General features: G+C 41.2%; 16 protein-coding genes, 1 tRNA gene and 1 pseudogene. 7 read left to right on the forward strand and 11 right to left on the reverse strand.

Annotated elements, in window-relative coordinates; genetic code table 11:
• Nucleotides 1-57 precede the first annotated feature (57 nt).
• The gene (locus NCCP2222_RS08865; protein ID WP_248511582.1) at nt 58-210 is read left to right on the forward strand and encodes a hypothetical protein; all 153 of its coding nucleotides are present in this window, start codon (nt 58-60) and stop codon (nt 208-210) included.
• Nucleotides 211-326: 116 nt separating this feature from the next.
• Here NCCP2222_RS08865 and NCCP2222_RS08870 read toward each other — a convergent pair whose 3' ends face one another.
• Nucleotides 327-2,228 carry an endonuclease MutS2 gene (locus tag NCCP2222_RS08870; RefSeq protein WP_248511583.1) on the reverse strand — a complete coding sequence of 634 codons (1,902 nt, stop codon included), beginning with the start codon at nt 2,226-2,228 and terminating at the stop codon, nt 327-329.
• A gap of 520 nt (nt 2,229-2,748) precedes the next feature.
• Here NCCP2222_RS08870 and NCCP2222_RS08875 point away from each other — a divergent pair.
• Nucleotides 2,749-2,821, forward strand: a tRNA-Val gene (locus NCCP2222_RS08875).
• A 265-nt stretch (nt 2,822-3,086) separates the two neighbouring features.
• Here the strand turns inward: NCCP2222_RS08875 and NCCP2222_RS08880 are convergent.
• Both NCCP2222_RS08880 and NCCP2222_RS08885 read right to left on the reverse strand, forming a co-directional pair.
• A complete protein-coding gene (locus NCCP2222_RS08880; RefSeq protein ID WP_248511584.1) occupies nt 3,087-3,755 on the reverse strand; it encodes a Type 1 glutamine amidotransferase-like domain-containing protein in 669 nt (222 codons plus the stop codon).
• 145 nt (nt 3,756-3,900) lie between these two features.
• Nucleotides 3,901-4,431 (reverse strand): DinB family protein, encoded by a 531-nt coding sequence (locus tag NCCP2222_RS08885; protein WP_248511585.1) that lies wholly within the window; start codon nt 4,429-4,431, stop codon nt 3,901-3,903.
• A 333-nt stretch (nt 4,432-4,764) separates the two neighbouring features.
• On the opposite strand from NCCP2222_RS08885, the gene NCCP2222_RS08890 reads away from it, so the two are divergent.
• The 3 genes from NCCP2222_RS08890 to NCCP2222_RS08900 all read left to right on the forward strand — a co-directional run bounded on the left by NCCP2222_RS08890 (nt 4,765) and on the right by NCCP2222_RS08900 (nt 8,177).
• Nucleotides 4,765-5,634 carry a cation diffusion facilitator family transporter gene (locus NCCP2222_RS08890; RefSeq protein ID WP_248511586.1) on the forward strand — a complete coding sequence of 290 codons (870 nt, stop codon included), beginning with the start codon at nt 4,765-4,767 and terminating at the stop codon, nt 5,632-5,634.
• Between the two features lie 66 nt (nt 5,635-5,700).
• Nucleotides 5,701-6,927, forward strand: a complete 1,227-nt coding sequence (locus NCCP2222_RS08895; RefSeq protein WP_248511588.1) for an amidohydrolase — start codon at nt 5,701-5,703, stop codon at nt 6,925-6,927.
• Between the two features lie 26 nt (nt 6,928-6,953).
• Complete coding sequence (locus NCCP2222_RS08900; RefSeq protein WP_248511590.1) at nt 6,954-8,177, forward strand: amidohydrolase family protein; 1,224 nt, start codon at nt 6,954-6,956, stop codon at nt 8,175-8,177.
• 182 nt (nt 8,178-8,359) lie between these two features.
• On the opposite strand, the gene NCCP2222_RS08905 is transcribed toward NCCP2222_RS08900, so the two are convergent.
• The 3 genes from NCCP2222_RS08905 to NCCP2222_RS08915 all read right to left on the reverse strand — a co-directional run bounded on the left by NCCP2222_RS08905 (nt 8,360) and on the right by NCCP2222_RS08915 (nt 10,724).
• Nucleotides 8,360-9,232 (reverse strand): hypothetical protein, encoded by an 873-nt coding sequence (locus NCCP2222_RS08905; RefSeq protein WP_248511592.1) that lies wholly within the window; start codon nt 9,230-9,232, stop codon nt 8,360-8,362.
• Between the two features lie 230 nt (nt 9,233-9,462).
• Nucleotides 9,463-10,080 carry an NUDIX hydrolase gene (locus tag NCCP2222_RS08910; RefSeq protein ID WP_248511594.1) on the reverse strand — a complete coding sequence of 206 codons (618 nt, stop codon included), beginning with the start codon at nt 10,078-10,080 and terminating at the stop codon, nt 9,463-9,465.
• The gene (locus NCCP2222_RS08915) at nt 10,077-10,724 is read right to left on the reverse strand and encodes an HAD family hydrolase (RefSeq protein ID WP_248511596.1); all 648 of its coding nucleotides are present in this window, start codon (nt 10,722-10,724) and stop codon (nt 10,077-10,079) included. Before NCCP2222_RS08915 ends, NCCP2222_RS08910 begins: the two co-directional genes overlap by 4 nt.
• 208 nt (nt 10,725-10,932) lie before the next feature.
• Here NCCP2222_RS08915 and NCCP2222_RS08920 point away from each other — a divergent pair, with 208 nt between their 5' ends.
• Entirely contained in the window at nt 10,933-11,421 is a 489-nt protein-coding gene (locus tag NCCP2222_RS08920) for a hypothetical protein (protein ID WP_248511598.1), read from the forward strand.
• 106 nt (nt 11,422-11,527) lie between these two features.
• On the opposite strand, the gene NCCP2222_RS08925 is transcribed toward NCCP2222_RS08920, so the two are convergent.
• The 3 genes and pseudogenes from NCCP2222_RS08925 to NCCP2222_RS08935 form a co-directional block, all read right to left on the reverse strand.
• Nucleotides 11,528-12,013: a GNAT family N-acetyltransferase gene (locus NCCP2222_RS08925; RefSeq protein WP_248511600.1), complete on the reverse strand. Its 486-nt coding sequence runs from the start codon at nt 12,011-12,013 to the stop codon at nt 11,528-11,530.
• 64 nt (nt 12,014-12,077) lie between these two features.
• Nucleotides 12,078-13,124 (reverse strand): annotated as a pseudogene (locus NCCP2222_RS08930) (flavin-containing monooxygenase).
• A gap of 128 nt (nt 13,125-13,252) precedes the next feature.
• Nucleotides 13,253-13,885 (reverse strand): DJ-1/PfpI family protein, encoded by a 633-nt coding sequence (locus NCCP2222_RS08935; protein WP_248511602.1) that lies wholly within the window; start codon nt 13,883-13,885, stop codon nt 13,253-13,255.
• Nucleotides 13,886-14,048: 163 nt separating this feature from the next.
• Here NCCP2222_RS08935 and NCCP2222_RS08940 point away from each other — a divergent pair, with 163 nt between their 5' ends.
• Nucleotides 14,049-14,936 carry an alpha/beta fold hydrolase gene (locus NCCP2222_RS08940; RefSeq protein ID WP_248511604.1) on the forward strand — a complete coding sequence of 296 codons (888 nt, stop codon included), beginning with the start codon at nt 14,049-14,051 and terminating at the stop codon, nt 14,934-14,936.
• A gap of 48 nt (nt 14,937-14,984) precedes the next feature.
• Here NCCP2222_RS08940 and NCCP2222_RS08945 read toward each other — a convergent pair whose 3' ends face one another.
• Together NCCP2222_RS08945 and NCCP2222_RS08950 are read right to left on the reverse strand one after the other, a co-directional pair.
• Nucleotides 14,985-15,395 carry a phage holin family protein gene (locus NCCP2222_RS08945; RefSeq protein ID WP_248511605.1) on the reverse strand — a complete coding sequence of 137 codons (411 nt, stop codon included), beginning with the start codon at nt 15,393-15,395 and terminating at the stop codon, nt 14,985-14,987.
• 245 nt (nt 15,396-15,640) lie between these two features.
• Nucleotides 15,641-15,886 carry a DUF3006 family protein gene (locus NCCP2222_RS08950; protein WP_248511606.1) on the reverse strand — a complete coding sequence of 82 codons (246 nt, stop codon included), beginning with the start codon at nt 15,884-15,886 and terminating at the stop codon, nt 15,641-15,643.
• Nucleotides 15,887-15,928: the final 42 nt, after the last annotated feature.

Raw genomic sequence — 15,928 nt, forward strand, 5'->3', positions numbered from 1 at the left:
GGTAAAGAGTAACCACATAAACGAAAACGTATTCAACACGAAATGGAGGAAAAGGACATGACGACAACAGAAACTTGGTGGGAAACGATTTTTGAAGGAGATCTTTCTATGGGACTCAACAAGGAGCGCATCGCAGACCTTGAAGGAGAAACCTTCCTCTACTTTAATGACAGCAACGTTATACCAGAACACGAAAATATGACACATTGAGAATCCTAAGCTTAAACAAAGTTGGAAATCGTCAGAAATGCCACGATTCCTTGCCTGTAAGGCAAATGGAAACGTTGCAATCCCTGACGATTTTTTATTGCCCAGGCTGCGCTTGATTACAGTTTTCGGTCACGCGATTCCTTTTGCAGCTTCTTCAACGCCTTTTTCGACCCTCTCGCCAAATCATGCTCCATTTTGCGTTCCTCATAGGAAGTAAACAACGTTTGTAGATCGTAAGACGGCGGATACAATTCTGTCGCGGGAATTTCTAATGCAATGCGTTTCACATTCAATTCAATAAACTCTTCTTCGTAAAAGACCACTACATTGTTAAATTGATTACGCTCTTGATAAATGATCCCGCTTTCTCCAGACTCCAATAGCTTTACTTTGTCACCAATGGCATACTCGTATACCGATTCGCTTTCTTGTTTCACAAAGCGCGGTTTTCGGATTTTTTCACTTCTTACTTTTGCAAAATCATACTCTTTTTCATCCATATACCGTTTCGCCTTCGCGATCACCCTGTCCTGCAGCTCCATTTTCCTCGCAATCCACAATGCATTGCTTTCTCCCGACATTCCGATCAATAGCTGATACGTCGGCTCCAATGTTTCATTTTTAAATTGCATAGCTGCATTCATAAAGTCATCATGTTGCTCCGAAAACCGTTTGATCTCTCCGTAATGCGTAGTGGCCACTACAATGCATCCCATTTGATAAAACTCTTCCAGCGATGCGATGGCAAGAGCTGCTCCTTCGTTCGGTTCAGTGCCACTTCCAATTTCATCGAAAAGCAGCAATGTTCGATGGTCCGCCACGCGCATGATATCCGAAATATTTTTCATATGGGACGAGAATGTGCTGAGGGCATTCTCCATGCTTTGATTATCCCCAATATCAACAAAGATCTGATGAAACAAGGAAATCTCCGTCTCGGTCGTACCACTAATATGGAGACCGGCCATCGTGGCCAGTGTTAGCAGTCCAATCGTTTTTAAGACGACCGTTTTCCCGCCTGCATTGGGTCCGGTAATAATCAAGCCTCGATAGGAATCACCAATTTCAAAATTCAAAGGAACAGCTTGGCTGCCGAGCAGAGGATGTTTACAATCGACTAACTTACAGTAGCCATGTTCATTGACACGTGGTGCATTCCCTTCCATCTGCTTACTAAGCTTTCCTTTTGCAAACGCGAAATCGTATTGCCCAATCAATTCAATGTTTACTTTAATCGCTTGTAAATGTTCCGCTACAAGCCCTGTCAGTGTCGCTAAAAGCTGATATTCTTCAACCGCTTCCTCAGCCCGCTGAATCGATAGCTCATTCGTCAACTTGGCTACGACTGCCGGCTCGATAAATACCGTAGAACCTTTTGACGATTGCTCAATAATGACTCCCTCTATTTGATGTTTATAGGTTGCCTTAATCGGAATCGTGTAATGATCGTCTTTTTGACTAATAAAGAATTCCTGGATCATCTCTTTATAGGCAGGATTCCGCAAAAATTTTTGTAGCCGTTCCTGTATCTTCCCCTTTGTCGTTTCCATCGCTTTCCGTATACGGCCTAGCTGACGGCTAGCAGTGGAAGCTACTTGGTTGTTCGCGATAATCGTTGCGATTTCTTTTTCCACTTGAGGCAGCTCAGTCATTGATTGCGAGTAACTGCTTAAAGTGGGGGCATAAAAAGATTTCTCCTGCATAAATTGTTTAATTTTCCTGCAGCCCCGCAAAAAGTCAGCAATCCCTGTTAAATCAGCCGGCTCCAGCATCATACCTTTTTCAAGCTTAGACAACGTTCGATGCACGGCGGCGACACCCGCCATCGGCAAATGGGTATCCATATCAACGAGCGTCCTGGCTTCCGATGTTTCACGCAGCCTCTCCTCAACAACCTTCAACTGGCTGCTCGGTTGAAGCTGCTCGACCAGCTGCTGTCCCAATTCACTGGAACAGCATCCTTTTAACTTTTCCTTCAACTCATTCCATTGCAATTTCTCATATGTCATTTCATTCATTCAGCATGCTCCTCATTTTGTAATAAATGAAGATACCTGTTCAACTGATTTTGTTGGAGGATGAATGGGTACGATTTGCTGGAGACATCCCTCCATAGCAAGAAAACCGTCCCAAAATAAAAAAGCAGCGGGATACCCGACTGCTCGAAGTTCGAATTATAAAGATGCAGAAAAACCGTTAGCTGAGACTAACGACAGACCGGAACCCTTATAAAGCGATGTAGGTATCTTCATAGGTTGGCGAAATAATGCAACACAAAGAAACGGCAGGATAATTTCCCCCTACACGAAACTCAGGTTGAGTTATTTCATTCAGTTCATCCTATTTCGATCCTACTTCACTCATAAAAAGAGCACCTCTCTTTGTTCCAATCAAAACCAATCTCCTTTTATTGTATGGCAGACCTTCGATCTCTGTCAACAATGACAGAAAATATTTATTTTTCAACAGGCGCTTGCAACAACCTAGCGAGCATGCTAATATAATAAATGTGTTCGAGAGAACAATCCTAGCAAAATCGATTCCGTAGCTCAGCTGGGAGAGCGCTACCTTGACAGGGTAGAGGTCGCTGGTTCGAGCCCAGTCGGAATCATTGGGTGCCAAACCCGTAGGAAGGTTGTCGGAACAACAACCTTCTCCAAAGACAGTCCTATTAGGCCGGATGCCTAGGGGCTGTTTTTTTGTGGTTTTTTACCTTTTGTCCGCAATTGTCCGCTGATTTTCCCTTTACTATCTTCACACTCCTCTATATACTGCCACGTTTCATTCCACACGAATTAGATTTCTTGGACCTCACCCTATAGGCAGCCTCTTGTTAAACTAAACCACCCGTTTGTTAAACTCAGTTTAAAATGCTATCAAGTTTTAAGGAGTTTCCAATGACCTTCGGATACAACTTCTACGGCTCCTTCGACTACTTTGATTGCGGTTTGATCGTCAATCGCATATGCAGGTCCCCGCATACTGGCTGCCCATTTCTCTGCGGCAGCCAGGGTGTTTCCCGGTAGCAGCTCGTGATTCAGGTGGGGAAAGATCGAAAAATCAACCAGGCCCAGTGTTTCATCACCTCCGCCTGGTGGAGTCCAGCCAACAAAATAATCCCCGATGTTAGGGGTCATCACCATGCTCCCAGCACTCATTCCCACGTAGACTGAGTTCAGTGACGGAATAAGGTCTGCCAGCCCGGATTGACGCATCCAATGGCATAGGTAAAGGGCATCTCCACCTGACACCAGCAGTACATCTATCTCCTGCACGAGTGGTATCCAGCGGTTTTCATCGATGCTTGGAAGAGCTGTAAGCTCCAACACGCCGACGGATTTCCAACCGAGGTTGACCATGGGATTTTCTTCTTTCCCACTGATGAACTCCCAAGCTTTGACGCCAGGTCCAACCCATGGGTGTCCATACATAGCAGTGGGAATACACAAAGCGTTTGAGTCAGCAATCGGCTTGCCCAACATGTCAACCAACTCGTCGTGTATGCTTTTGTTTGTGATGCCTCCAGAAGTAAGCAGAAATTTCATAACTTCACTCCTCATCTTTGTTTAGTATTGTAAAGTTGGTTTTTAATGATAGCAACCCAAGTTTAATAAATGATGAGAACACTTCATTTTAATTATTGTTAATCCGATATGTAGCATATTTGTCTATTCGAATACATGGTGAAGATCAATTATTAGGCGGATATTCAGGCGCTTTACCCAGACGTGTCTTTATCTCTTTTATTTGTTCGATGTGACGCTGTTCATGCAAATAAATTAGTTCAATCCATTGATTTAAAGGCAATTCACCGAAAGCTGGATGCTTTACAGCTGTTTTCGTCAAGATAGATTCATCTTCTATTGCACTAAGAAAAGCCACCAATTTTTCTCTCAAACTAATTAGCAAATCAATTATTTGTTGAACTGTAAATGGTTCAATATTCGGTTCAACAATTTTCGGAGCTTGAATTTTTCTTGTCCTATCCAAGATTAGATCAATTTTTCGTGGTTCTCTCGGCGTCTTCTCGTCTTCTTTGATTCCCCAGGCAATCGCCTTAATTGTGGCCGATTCTACTAACACTAAATGATGGCATACTTGCGCTATACTCCAACTATTCAAATCAGGTTTACGATTAAATTGATCATCACTTAAATAGGTTATTTCTTTCATTAAATCATTTCTTGTCTCTTCGAATCTGTCACTTATTAATTTCTGCATCCTATGTTCCCCCTTTCATTCCTAAACATATTTCAACACGAAGTGGTATAGCACCTTTATTAATGACTTGGAAATTTAAACTGACACTGTATCAGCTCCTTAATCAACTAGCTAGGTTAGCAACTAATAATTGTCACCCTACTTCATACATGCTATTGTTAAAGAACGCCTTAACGAAGTGAGTGATTCTATTGATACGAATAACGCCAACCGGATTTCATATATTTTTCAATTCTTCACCCTCGACTGTAACCAGTCGAGGGTTTTTTGTTGCTTACAGGAAAGAATGTTTCCTCAGGGAATTATCTATGATATCGAAAGGAGGTGCAGGAGTTGGAAGACCTTAAATATAAAAACTTAAAATTAGGAGAGCGCGGCGCCATTATCAGTATTATTGCTTATATATGCCTCTCCATCATTAAACTAATTATAGGATATTGGAGTGATTCTGCTGCTTTACGAGCGGATGGCTTAAATAACACGACGGATATTATAGCATCTGTAGCCGTTCTGATCGGACTTCGGATTTCACAAAAGCCAGCAGATCAAGATCATGGCTACGGACATTGGAAAAGTGAAACGATCGCCTCAATGGTTGCATCCTTTATCATGCTGGCAGTAGGGATTCAAGTATTAAACGAGGCAATCATGTCTACCTTCCAAGGCGTCAAAGAGCCTCCTCATCTAGGAGCAGCTGTTACAGGTGTATTTTCTGCAATTGTTATGTACTTCGTCTATCGATATAACAACAACCTAGCCAAGCGAATTAAAAGCAAGGCGGTCATGGCAGCTGCAAAAGACAATATTTCCGACGCGTGGGTGAGTATAGGAACAGCGATAGGCATCTTCGCTTCACAATTTAACATGGGTTGGCTAGATACCGTGACTGCCATCATTGTCGGTCTGCTGATCTGTAAAACCGCCTGGGATATTTTCAAATCCGCTTCCCATGAACTCTCAGATGGTTTTGATGTGGCTAAAATTAACCTATATGAAAAAATCATTACAGAAGTCGACGGAGTTATATCCGTGAAAGAGATGAAAGGCAGATTTTATGGAAATAACGAAGTACTCGACGCTGTCATTCTGGTTGAGGCATCGTTAACGATAGAAGAAGCTCACGAAATTGCTACTCGGGTAGAGTCATTATTAATCAATGATTATGGCGTATACGATGTCCATATACATGTCGAACCAGATTAAATAATAGGTTCATGAGAATTTTTAGTTTATAATACGAAAAAATAAAGATAGAAAGCAGGAAACCAAATGAATTCATCCTATTGGTTAACAAATGTACGGTTAGAAAATGGATACCATTTTGAGAATGAGGTGATCACAGGAACTAAAACCGATAGCTTTCACCTTCTGATTAATGATGGAAAGATTGCTAAAATTGTTTCTTCCGAAACGTCAATAAACGATAAGTTGCCGAGAAAGAATGCCGGAAACCTTTTGGCACTCCCATCTTTCAAAGAAATGCATGTGCACTTAGACAAAACACTGCTTGGTGACCAATGGCGGGCGGTCACGCCTGCAGCCAATATATTTGAGCGTTTTGAGATTGAAAAACGGGTCCTTCCTACGTTGCCAACTACAACGAAAGAAAGAGCAAAAGTGCTGATTGAAACGCTGATGAAAGCGGGTTCCACACATATTAGAACCCACGTGGACATTTACCCTGAAGTGGGGCTCGAAAACCTGTATGGTGTCCAGGAGGCATTATCCGATTATGAAGGCATGCTCTCCCACGAAATCGTCGCCTTCCCGCAACATGGATTGCTTCTGTCGAACAGTCAGGATTTAGTGAGGCAAGCGGTTCGTCAAGGTGCCACTTTAGTTGGAGGGGTCGATCCTGCAACTGTTGACAGCGATATGGAAAGATCCTTGCAAGAAATGATGGAAATTGCCGTTGAAGGAAATGTTGATATTGATTTACACTTACACGATCCTGGTCAACTGGGATTGGCTACGATTAAAAGACTTGCCAAGTTAACCGAGGAAGCAGGATGGCAGAACCGCGTAACAGTTAGTCACGCATTTGCATTAGGAGATATGGCCGGAAGAGAAGCTGATGATATTGCTCAAATGCTTTCAGAGCTAGGAATCTCAATCATCACGAGTGTACCTATCGGAAGAGTCATTCCCCCAGTGAATTTCCTGCATGAAAAAGGTGTTCAAGTTGCAGTCGCTTGTGACAACATTTTCGATTCATGGTCTCCGTTCGGGAATGGCGATATACTAGAACGCTCTGGCCGGTTCGCTGAATTGTCTGGCCGAGTGACGGAGCGCAAACTAGCAGAGACGATCGGTTTTATTACTGGCGGCATTACTCCATTGAGCCCAACAGGAAAACGACTGTGGCCACAAGTTGGAGATGAGGCGAATATCGTCTTTGCAGAAGCAAGCTGCTCTGCAGAAGCAGTCGCAAGAAGAGCCAATCGTCCAACAGTGCTTTATCAAGGAAAAATCGTTTGTGGCTCGATCGAAAACTGAATTAGGGAGAGGAAGGAAGACATCAAATGAATCATTCTGCTTATTGGCTAACAAATGTACGGTTAGAAACGGGCTATCGATATGAAAATGACCGAGTCATTGGTACAGAGACAGGTATATTCCATATGAAAATTGAAAACGAAAAAATTGCAGAAATAGTTTCAGGAACTACAGTGCCTGGTGACGACTTACTAAAACACGATGCAAAAGAACATCTTATGCTCCCCACCTTCAAGGAAATGCATATACATATCGACAAAACGTATTACAGCGGACCTTGGCAGGCCATCAAGCCCTCTGCGAGCATATTAGACAAATTCGCAGAGGAACGGGAATTGCTGCCGAAGTTACTGCCTACCGCAAAGGAACGAGCCGAAAATATTCTTGAACTGTTGCTTGGATTTGGGTCAACACATGTCCGGACCCACTGCAATATCGACCCTGTCGTCGGTTTACGTAATTTGGAAGCGACCATGGGAGCGCTCGAAGCCTATTCAGATAAATTATCAAGTGAAGTCGTTGCGTTCCCTCAGCATGGACTGCTCAGGTCAGGTGTGGAGAACTTGATGCGGGAGGCACTGAAGCAAGGAGCTAAAATTGTGGGAGGCGTAGATCCATACACAGTAGATGAGAATATTGATAAATCTCTGTCCACGATTATGGATATCGCAGTGGAAGCAAATGCCGGTGTCGATCTCCACATTCATGATAGAGACTCATTAGGCCTCCATACGATGCATCGGCTCGCCGATTTCACTGAACAGGCTGGATGGCAAGGAAGAGTGACAGTAAGCCATGCGTTCGGCTTCGCAAATGTGCCCACCGGAAAAGCAGCGGAACTGGCTGAGCGTTTTGCAGAACTTGGAATCGGCATAACCTCAACCGTTCCTATAGGCAAGTTAATCATGCCCATTCCATTATTGCGCGAGAAGAAGGTTCAAGTTGATCTTGGCACCGATAGCCTTACGGATCATTGGTCGCCATTTGGCACAGGAGATAACCTCGAGAAAGCAAGTCGGTTGGCGGAACTTTACGGATTTGTAGACGAATTGTCCTTGTCTCAATCTCTCGGGTTTATTACTGGAGGAAAAACGCCTCTCGACAAAAATGGCAAGCAAGTATGGCCACAAATAGGCGACGAAGCATCAATGAATTTAGTGCAAGCCACTTGCAGCGCAGAAGCTGTTGCGAGACGAGCTAAACGAGAAGCAGTGTTTTATAAGGGGAATCTTGTGGCGGGGTCGTTCTAGGCAAAAATTTTTAGTAGTGAACAAACACCATCCCATATTAATACTTGCACACTTACTATTGACTTAAATTAAGCAAATTAATTGGTAGCCTCCTGCACAAAAACAGCCCTTAGCTGAATGCTAAAGGGCTGTTTTGTTTCCAATATTTTTTGACTTCATCCACCGACTATTATTCCATAAAATCAATCAAAGTTTCTACATTGTTCGAGGCTTTCCTCTTGTGAAATATGCTTCTTTATGTTGACGTTGGTGATTTGCAAACCAGTTAGGTTTGAATCGCTAACAGAAAACGTCAGTTTATCATAATCTCCTCCATGGTGTCCCGAATAGTTCAAAGCACTAGCAAAAACGAGGTGCCGCCTAGTGTCTCCATCGATAGGTACAATATGAATTTTGGGGCACATTATGAAATCTGAATAAGAAGGATTTAATTGATATAAATATCGTGTATACAATGCTTCTTCAAGCAGCTCTTGCTTTGCAGGTCCCTTAGGCTCTTTTAGCCACTCAACCAAAAGCCAATCAAAAAGATTGGGTGAGGTTACTTTCATTTTATGTTGATTATTAGAAACAATCAATTCCCCTTCTTTCTCTGTACAAATCGTTCTATTTTTTTCATTTGTACAAAGATAAGCAGGTTCAATTGTAATGACATCACCATTCGACATATTTAATGTCAGTTTATTAGATGGATTACTTACAGATTCTTCAATTCCTTCTTTGTCTACATTAGAATTATTAAGCCAATAAGTCACTTTTCTGATGATCCGTTCTTCATAACCATCATTTATACTAAATCTACGTTGAAGTCCGGATCTATTTTCAATCTTTATATTTTGGATATTTTCATACTCTAATGTATGTGAAAACAATTGCTTAAAAAAAGGATCGTCAGTGTACTGTTTTGTTATATCCTCTTTTATTGGATAGACTAAATTTATCTCAATAAAGCGCTGAGTTACAAACATAGTTTGGGGTATGTCCGGTTGTGCAAGAGCAACAGGATGATTGACAAATAAGAGTATGAAAATAAACAAGCAGTGCATTTTCTTCAATTAAAAACACCTGTCTTTTAGTTTTTAGATATCATGCCCCAAAGATGTGCAACTATCCTGCCAGTTTGTTAATTAAAGCAAAGGTACATTAGTAAAAAAAGCGCTTTTCTTCAATCATTTCATTTCCTGTACAGTTCAAAGAGGGATTACTTTTCTGGAGTGTTTTTTTCATTGCCAATTCTCCCCTAGCATATTGATCATTTTCAGTGGATCAATTACATCACTTCACTTCAATCAAGTATCGTTCCTTTTAAAGGATCTCTTAAAAACTCAAACATCTTCTTAATCTGACATTCCGTATTTCGATTAGCTGATACTCTAGGTAATTGGTCTTCCCCGAAAAAGCCGATACTGCTTGTCTCCCCGCTTGCACAGGCTTCCCCGCCAATCAGCTCGCATAAGATAAATATTTTATAGTAGTGATATGCTTCCGGGGGATGGGGATGTTTATTCTTATCAAACAGCGCGAGGAGTCTTACGGGAACTACATCATAGCCGGACTCTTCTTTTATTTCCTTTACAATATTTTCAGAGGGTGACAATCCGATGTCGCAAAAGCCACCAGGTAACGCCCATCTATCATCCGCATTTTCTTTAACCATTAATATCCGTCCGTCTTTAAAAACAACTCCGCGAACATCGCTTTTGGGTGTTTGATACCCTTCATCATTTGCAAATAATTCTCTTACCTTCTCTATTTCTAAATCCGCATATGCCGCCATTATCTCTACACTTATATCGCGTAATTCTTCATAGCGCTCGATATCATACATGTCTTTTGAAAAAGCCAGTCCCGACTGTGCAATCGCTTGAATTCGTTTTGTCCACTCCAACCATAGATGACTCATATGCCGACTCTCTCCTTTACTAAACAGCACAATTCCTTAACGCTCGATAAGAGGGAATGTGGCGTTTCACTAAATGAACCAGTTTGCTCTATCGCCAGCCAATTCACTCCAATTGTAGTCATACCAGCTTTCTTGCCTGCAATGATATCAGCATCGCTATCTCCAATAAAAACAGTATCATTTTTATGTACCTTCAATAGGTTTACTGCTTTTAGCAGCCCCTCCGGATCAGGTTTAGGCTTTACTACATCATCTCCGGTAACGATAACATCGAACATCCCCTCCATATTCAATGCCTTTAAGGAGATATCTAAACTTCTTCGCGCTTTTCCCGTGAAAATACCTATTTTGATATGAAAAGATTTTAACAACAACAAGAGATCCATTATCTCTTTGTTTTCCAGAACCAGCTCATGATGATATTCGGAATAAATTTGGTAAAAGTGTTCGATCGCATCTTCTTTCGCTGGATGTAACAGCTGTTGCTGAATAATACCGATTTCAGATGGCCCAAACATCTCTTCAATTTGCAACGAAGTTAGTTTTCTTTTATCGAACACTTCAAAAACCCTTTGAAAAGAATAAAAACAGATGGGCAACGTATCAGCTAACGTTCCGTCAAAATCAAATATGACAGCTTTCATTCAACATCCCTCCCCAATAACGGCAAACTTTTCTGAATCAACCTTACATTAGATTGTACTATTTCCTTAGAAGAATTGGTAATTTTAGTAGGATGAATAAATTCTCAACGAAAGGGACAAATTTTTTCTCACAGGCTTTTCCTCCCTTTCCATTTTCTAATTTGCTATAATTTAACAAAAACACAAACAAGGAAGGAATGACTCTATATTGTCGATATATAAAAACTTGACTATTGCTTCTTCAGTTGAGCTAAATTTATTAGTCTATTTACATTCAATTAATGAGAAAAAAGAATTTCCAGGTATTGAATTCAATGTGGATCCCTTAGTTTACCAAGGGATAAAAGAGAAAATCATAGATACTTGGAATCTTATCATAATGGAAGGAAAGCAATTTAATATGATTGGTAGATGTGACGAAATTATAAACAACATCTTAGAAGATATAGATTTAGCTAAAAAAAATGAGATATCACATTTTTTTAAGACATGGTGGTATAAGCAACCGAAGCATGGGTTTGGAGATATTATGGGAAAGTTGGTCTTTCAGATTGGTAGAGACGAATTAATTAGAGTCATAGGGGATCAGCACAGAACAGTGATACTCGTTTTTGATTCTATTCCAGATAATTGTCGACAAAGAGATGAAAATAATTTTACCATTATCCCATTATATAAATTTTGTCCAATTCTTTAATTCTAATAAACTTAAAACTTACAATGCACATATTTGACTACAAACAGAGCGCCCTTCTAGCAAGGACGCTACTATTCAATCAATATATTCAAAGACTTTACAATTTTTAATATCGATAAACCATCGTCTTAGAAGTACCAACCGTTTCATAATCCTGAAATCCAAGTTTTTCATACAGCTCAATCGCACCTCTGTTTTCCAAATCCACACTTAGAGAAATGCCTGTGTATCCTTCCTCTTTTGCACGTTTGATCACATTTTGCATCAATTCCGTTCCGACACCTTGGCCTCGGTATTCTTTACTAACGGCAATTCCTAATTCAGGTGTGTCCTCATCGACAAAGCCATATCCTTTGTTATCGGTATCGAATAACCTATACCACACAGCTCCGATCGCTTCGTTTTCGTCATTTTTGGCCAGTAAAGCGAAGTCTCCTCTTTTCCCCCATCCTTCATAGTATTTTTGTAAATACGGCTCACTCAACAGCTCCCCTATGGATGGTTTGTTTTCAGGAATGTGAATCGATTCATAAAACATCTCCTGAAAGAAGTCGTAATCGTGCTTGTCCTTCAGTTCTTGGAATGTAACCATTATTTCTCTCCCTCTCTGTCTCGGTCTGTCAATAACATCATACCACTCCACTTGAACCCAGCTATTAATCTACATTTTTCTTCACAATATAGTTGGCATCATCCCCAACACCTAGCAATAAGGAGGAACCCCTATGCGATTGCCATGGTAAACCGAGAAAATAGAGACCGTTGATCGGGCTGACTCCACGCTCATGGATAACTTCCTCTCGTTTATTCAACACTCCATCAATATGTATCCAATCATAAGAAGGCTCAAAACCGGTCGCCCAGATGATGTTGTCCACCTGAATAAAGGTCCCGTCTTCAAAGAACACGTTTTTTCCATCTGCATTCGAAACCCTGTCAGTAACTTTGACCTTCCCCATTATTATAAGGGAGCGTAGTTGATAGCCAAATATCGGATCGCCCTTTTCCCTCAATTTCCGGCCAATAATTGATGTGCTTGGTGCATGTAACAATCCAATTTTATCAAACCACCAAAATACACTTTTTCTACCTACCGTTAACGGAAATTAGCGGAGCGGTTTACTAACAGCTAAAAAAGTATTTCTTTTCTCAGCTAACTCCACGGCAATTTGTGCTCCACTATTCCCCCCACCGACAACTAAAACATTTCCTTCGTTCAGTTGACTAGCATTCGTATATTCGGAAGAGTGGATTTGAAGGGTATTGGTACTTACTTGTTTCGCATAATCGGGCACCCGCTTTGTATGGAATGGGCCGGTTGCAATAATAACTTGACCAGCCCAATACGCCCCTCTGTTTGTTTCAATACAAAATCCTTCTGAACCTCGCGTCAGTTTCAGCACTTTTGTCTGCAATTGAATCGGCAACGACCATTCTATTGCGTACCGTTTCAAATAATCGGCCACTTCATCTTTTGTGGGAAAGCCATGGGGGTCTCCCTCGAGTGCTAATCCCGGCAATGAGCTATACATTCTAGGCGTAAAGAGTTGAAGTGAATCATATCTTCTCCTCCATACCTCTCCCACTTCCGTCCCTTGATCAAGAATGACAAAGTTTTTACTATATCGCTGCAAATAGTAACCCATTGCCAATCCTGCCTGCCCTGCTCCAATTATGAGGATATCTAATTTATTTGTATTCATTCCCAACCCCCTTCATTCAAACGTTCATTTGAATATAATGTACCTTCGTTTCACTCATTAGTCAAACATTCATTTGAATGATAACTTCCTTTTTCTCACCGCGGAGAAAAGAAGGGGTCTACAGAAAACTAGTTCGTCCATTGTGTTTCAAATTCAATCGTACGGGCTGTCCTAATGGCAGCCTCTTCATTTACAAGTCTTGAGACAACATACAAAGCCATATTGATGCCTGCGGAAATCCCGGCAGAGGTAATCACATTTCCTTGATCCACATATTTACTATCCCGAACCACTTCAATAGCAGGATATTTACTTTCCAGCAGCTCCATTGCTGAATGATGAGTCGTTGCCCGTTTCCCTTCCAGCAAATTTGCTTCCGCTAAGAATAGAGCGCCGGTGCAAACGGATATGACTAACTCGCTTTGTGATCGTTTGGATAACCAGTTAATTATCTCCGAATCACCACTTACATTTTTAATTGCACTAATTGGTCCGCCCGGTATTACAATGACATCAAAACATGGCATATTCACAAAACTATAGTCCGGTGAAACTCTTAAACCATTATGGGCTTTTATTGGTTCTCCCCCTTTGGAAAATGTACAAACAGTAAATGGCTTATCTTCTGGTTTTAATTTGTTCCTAAACAGTTTGTTGACATCGCTCTCGTTATACGTCGTCAGATTAAACACTTCATAGGGACCAGCGAAGTCTAGTACATCTACGTCATCGAACAACAATATTCCTACTTTAAATTGCATAGTAACAACTCCTTCTACCTTTATTATATACCCCCCTTATGTACTTTCAATGAAATAGCTACATTTCCTCCACTAGCAGGATTCGCTTCATCGTTCATTGAATATAATGGTATAACAAGTTTCAAATCTACGGATTACAATTACAGTGAAATGAGGTTCTGAAATGCAGAAGACAATAACTGCTATTGAGGATAAAAATATCGAGGCCATGATGGGAGGAACAGGATGCCCCACTGTTGTCATCCTGCCGGGCATGTCCTCTTCCATGTATGAATGGGAGCTTATTTATAATCAACTATTCCATTTAACGACAGTCGTTGTTGTACATAGACCAGGAGTTGGAAATAGCGAGCTTGGCGAGGAAAGCAGGACTACATATACGACAGCCCTTGATCTTAAACAGTTCCTAGACATACACAGGATGGCTGAGCCTATCCTGCTAATCGGGCATTCCTACGGGGGGTTATGTGCACAGCACTTTGCAAAGCTTTTCCCGAACTCAGTTGCAGGTGTTATGTTAGTCGATTCGACATCCATTCATCTTCAAAGATTAAACCAAATTCCTTTGTCTGATGATGACGATTCCGACGAACGCTGGATAAAGAAATGCATCTATTATTCCAGGATGACCCCAAAGCAATTAGCTGAAGAGATCAAACCACAACTGGAGAGCAACCAACTTACGCTTTCCCCTTCAGCTCAACGAAATATGATCCTTTGTCAAACGAATCCTAATTTGTACAAAGCGATGGCTTCCGAAATAAATGCTTGGGAAAAATGTGCGCTGACGATTAAACAAGCAGGTGAATTTCCTGCCGTTCCACTTGTAGTGATTGGAAGGGATCCTGAATATTCCGTTCGCCATACGGAAGAGATGACGAAAGAAGATGCAATCGCCATTGAAAATATGTGGCAGGATTTGATTCTGGAGCAAGTTACACTAAACGGCAACGGTAAATATATCTTGGCGGAAAACGCGGGGCACTCCATTCATCTGGATCGTCCTGATATCATCGTAAAAGCAGTTAAAAACCTGCTTATTAATCTCTGACACAACTGGAGAGGACTTGAATTCTAACAGTAATTCAATATCCTTTTCTTAATTCCTGTCTCTTTTATTCCTCAAAATCTCAACCGCATTCTTAACTGCCTGAGGAATAGGCAACCCGATTCTTCCGGCATTTTCCGTAATGGACAAGATTTCATTGATTGAATAAAAAACGATGACCATGGTCATCACAGCTTCCGATGACTGAATTCCACTTTCACTTAAAATGAGATCGATCAGATGGGCAACGGTTACCATGACAAAAATAAATACTTTCCGTGCAATGCCCAGCATACCGACATGACTGCGCAGTCTTCCAGCGAGGGCACTTGCCACCATGCCGGTAATAAAGTCAATGACGACCAGCGTTAGTAAAATAGCTAACATGGCGTTCCAGCCACCGAATAAAAAAGTAAGAATTCCAGAAAAAAGAGCCGGTATCACTTTCAAATAAACATCCATATATTCGTCTCCTTATGTGTGCTGCTTGTTCCTTTGTTCTTGCCATAGACTTGTCCGTTTCTCGACACCATGCCTGCAATTGAAACGATGCTTCTCGATTTTAGTTATAAATAAATAGGTTCTGTCTAGCATATGGAAGCTGCTGATCACTTGAGTGTGCGATTGCCTGTATGAAAATTTCTTGTCTCATAACCCGCCAAACAGAAAAAAACATCCCACTCCAATACTAGGAGGCAGGATGTTATTCACTTCTTATTCTTCAGTTTTTCCAACAGGCTTCGTACGTTATCTTCCATTTCCTTCGTCTCTGTCTCCAGCCTTTCAATCGCATAGGAACCATCTATTTCCTCGATCGTTACGATGTCTCCTTCTTTTAACTCAACATCTACTTCTCCAACTTCAATCAACAGACTCTTTTCCTCTGCTGGATAGTCAGTAAATACATAATAGCCGTTTTCCATCCGATCCAATGTATATTTTGTCTTCTGCATTATCGTTCACACGCCCATCCATCTTTATCCCGGTCCATTTTT

It is taken from the genome of Sporosarcina sp. NCCP-2222 (assembly GCF_023168145.1).
Taxonomy (GTDB): domain Bacteria; phylum Bacillota; class Bacilli; order Bacillales_A; family Planococcaceae; genus Sporosarcina.

Coding starts and splice junctions, on each gene's coding strand:
- NCCP2222_RS08870 (WP_248511583.1), bottom strand. CDS start 2,228: ATGAATGAAATGACATATGAGAAATTGCAATGGAATGAGTTGAAGGAA.
- NCCP2222_RS08940 (WP_248511604.1), top strand. CDS start 14,049: ATGCAGAAGACAATAACTGCTATTGAGGATAAAAATATCGAGGCCATG.
- NCCP2222_RS08925 (WP_248511600.1), bottom strand. CDS start 12,013: ATGGTTACATTCCAAGAACTGAAGGACAAGCACGATTACGACTTCTTT.
- NCCP2222_RS08935 (WP_248511602.1), bottom strand. CDS start 13,885: ATGCAATTTAAAGTAGGAATATTGTTGTTCGATGACGTAGATGTACTA.
- NCCP2222_RS08945 (WP_248511605.1), bottom strand. CDS start 15,395: ATGGATGTTTATTTGAAAGTGATACCGGCTCTTTTTTCTGGAATTCTT.
- NCCP2222_RS08880 (WP_248511584.1), bottom strand. CDS start 3,755: ATGAAATTTCTGCTTACTTCTGGAGGCATCACAAACAAAAGCATACAC.
- NCCP2222_RS08910 (WP_248511594.1), bottom strand. CDS start 10,080: ATGAGTCATCTATGGTTGGAGTGGACAAAACGAATTCAAGCGATTGCA.
- NCCP2222_RS08950 (WP_248511606.1), bottom strand. CDS start 15,886: ATGCAGAAGACAAAATATACATTGGATCGGATGGAAAACGGCTATTAT.
- NCCP2222_RS08865 (WP_248511582.1), top strand. CDS start 58: ATGACGACAACAGAAACTTGGTGGGAAACGATTTTTGAAGGAGATCTT.
- NCCP2222_RS08900 (WP_248511590.1), top strand. CDS start 6,954: ATGAATCATTCTGCTTATTGGCTAACAAATGTACGGTTAGAAACGGGC.
- NCCP2222_RS08895 (WP_248511588.1), top strand. CDS start 5,701: ATGAATTCATCCTATTGGTTAACAAATGTACGGTTAGAAAATGGATAC.
- NCCP2222_RS08885 (WP_248511585.1), bottom strand. CDS start 4,431: ATGCAGAAATTAATAAGTGACAGATTCGAAGAGACAAGAAATGATTTA.
- NCCP2222_RS08915 (WP_248511596.1), bottom strand. CDS start 10,724: ATGAAAGCTGTCATATTTGATTTTGACGGAACGTTAGCTGATACGTTG.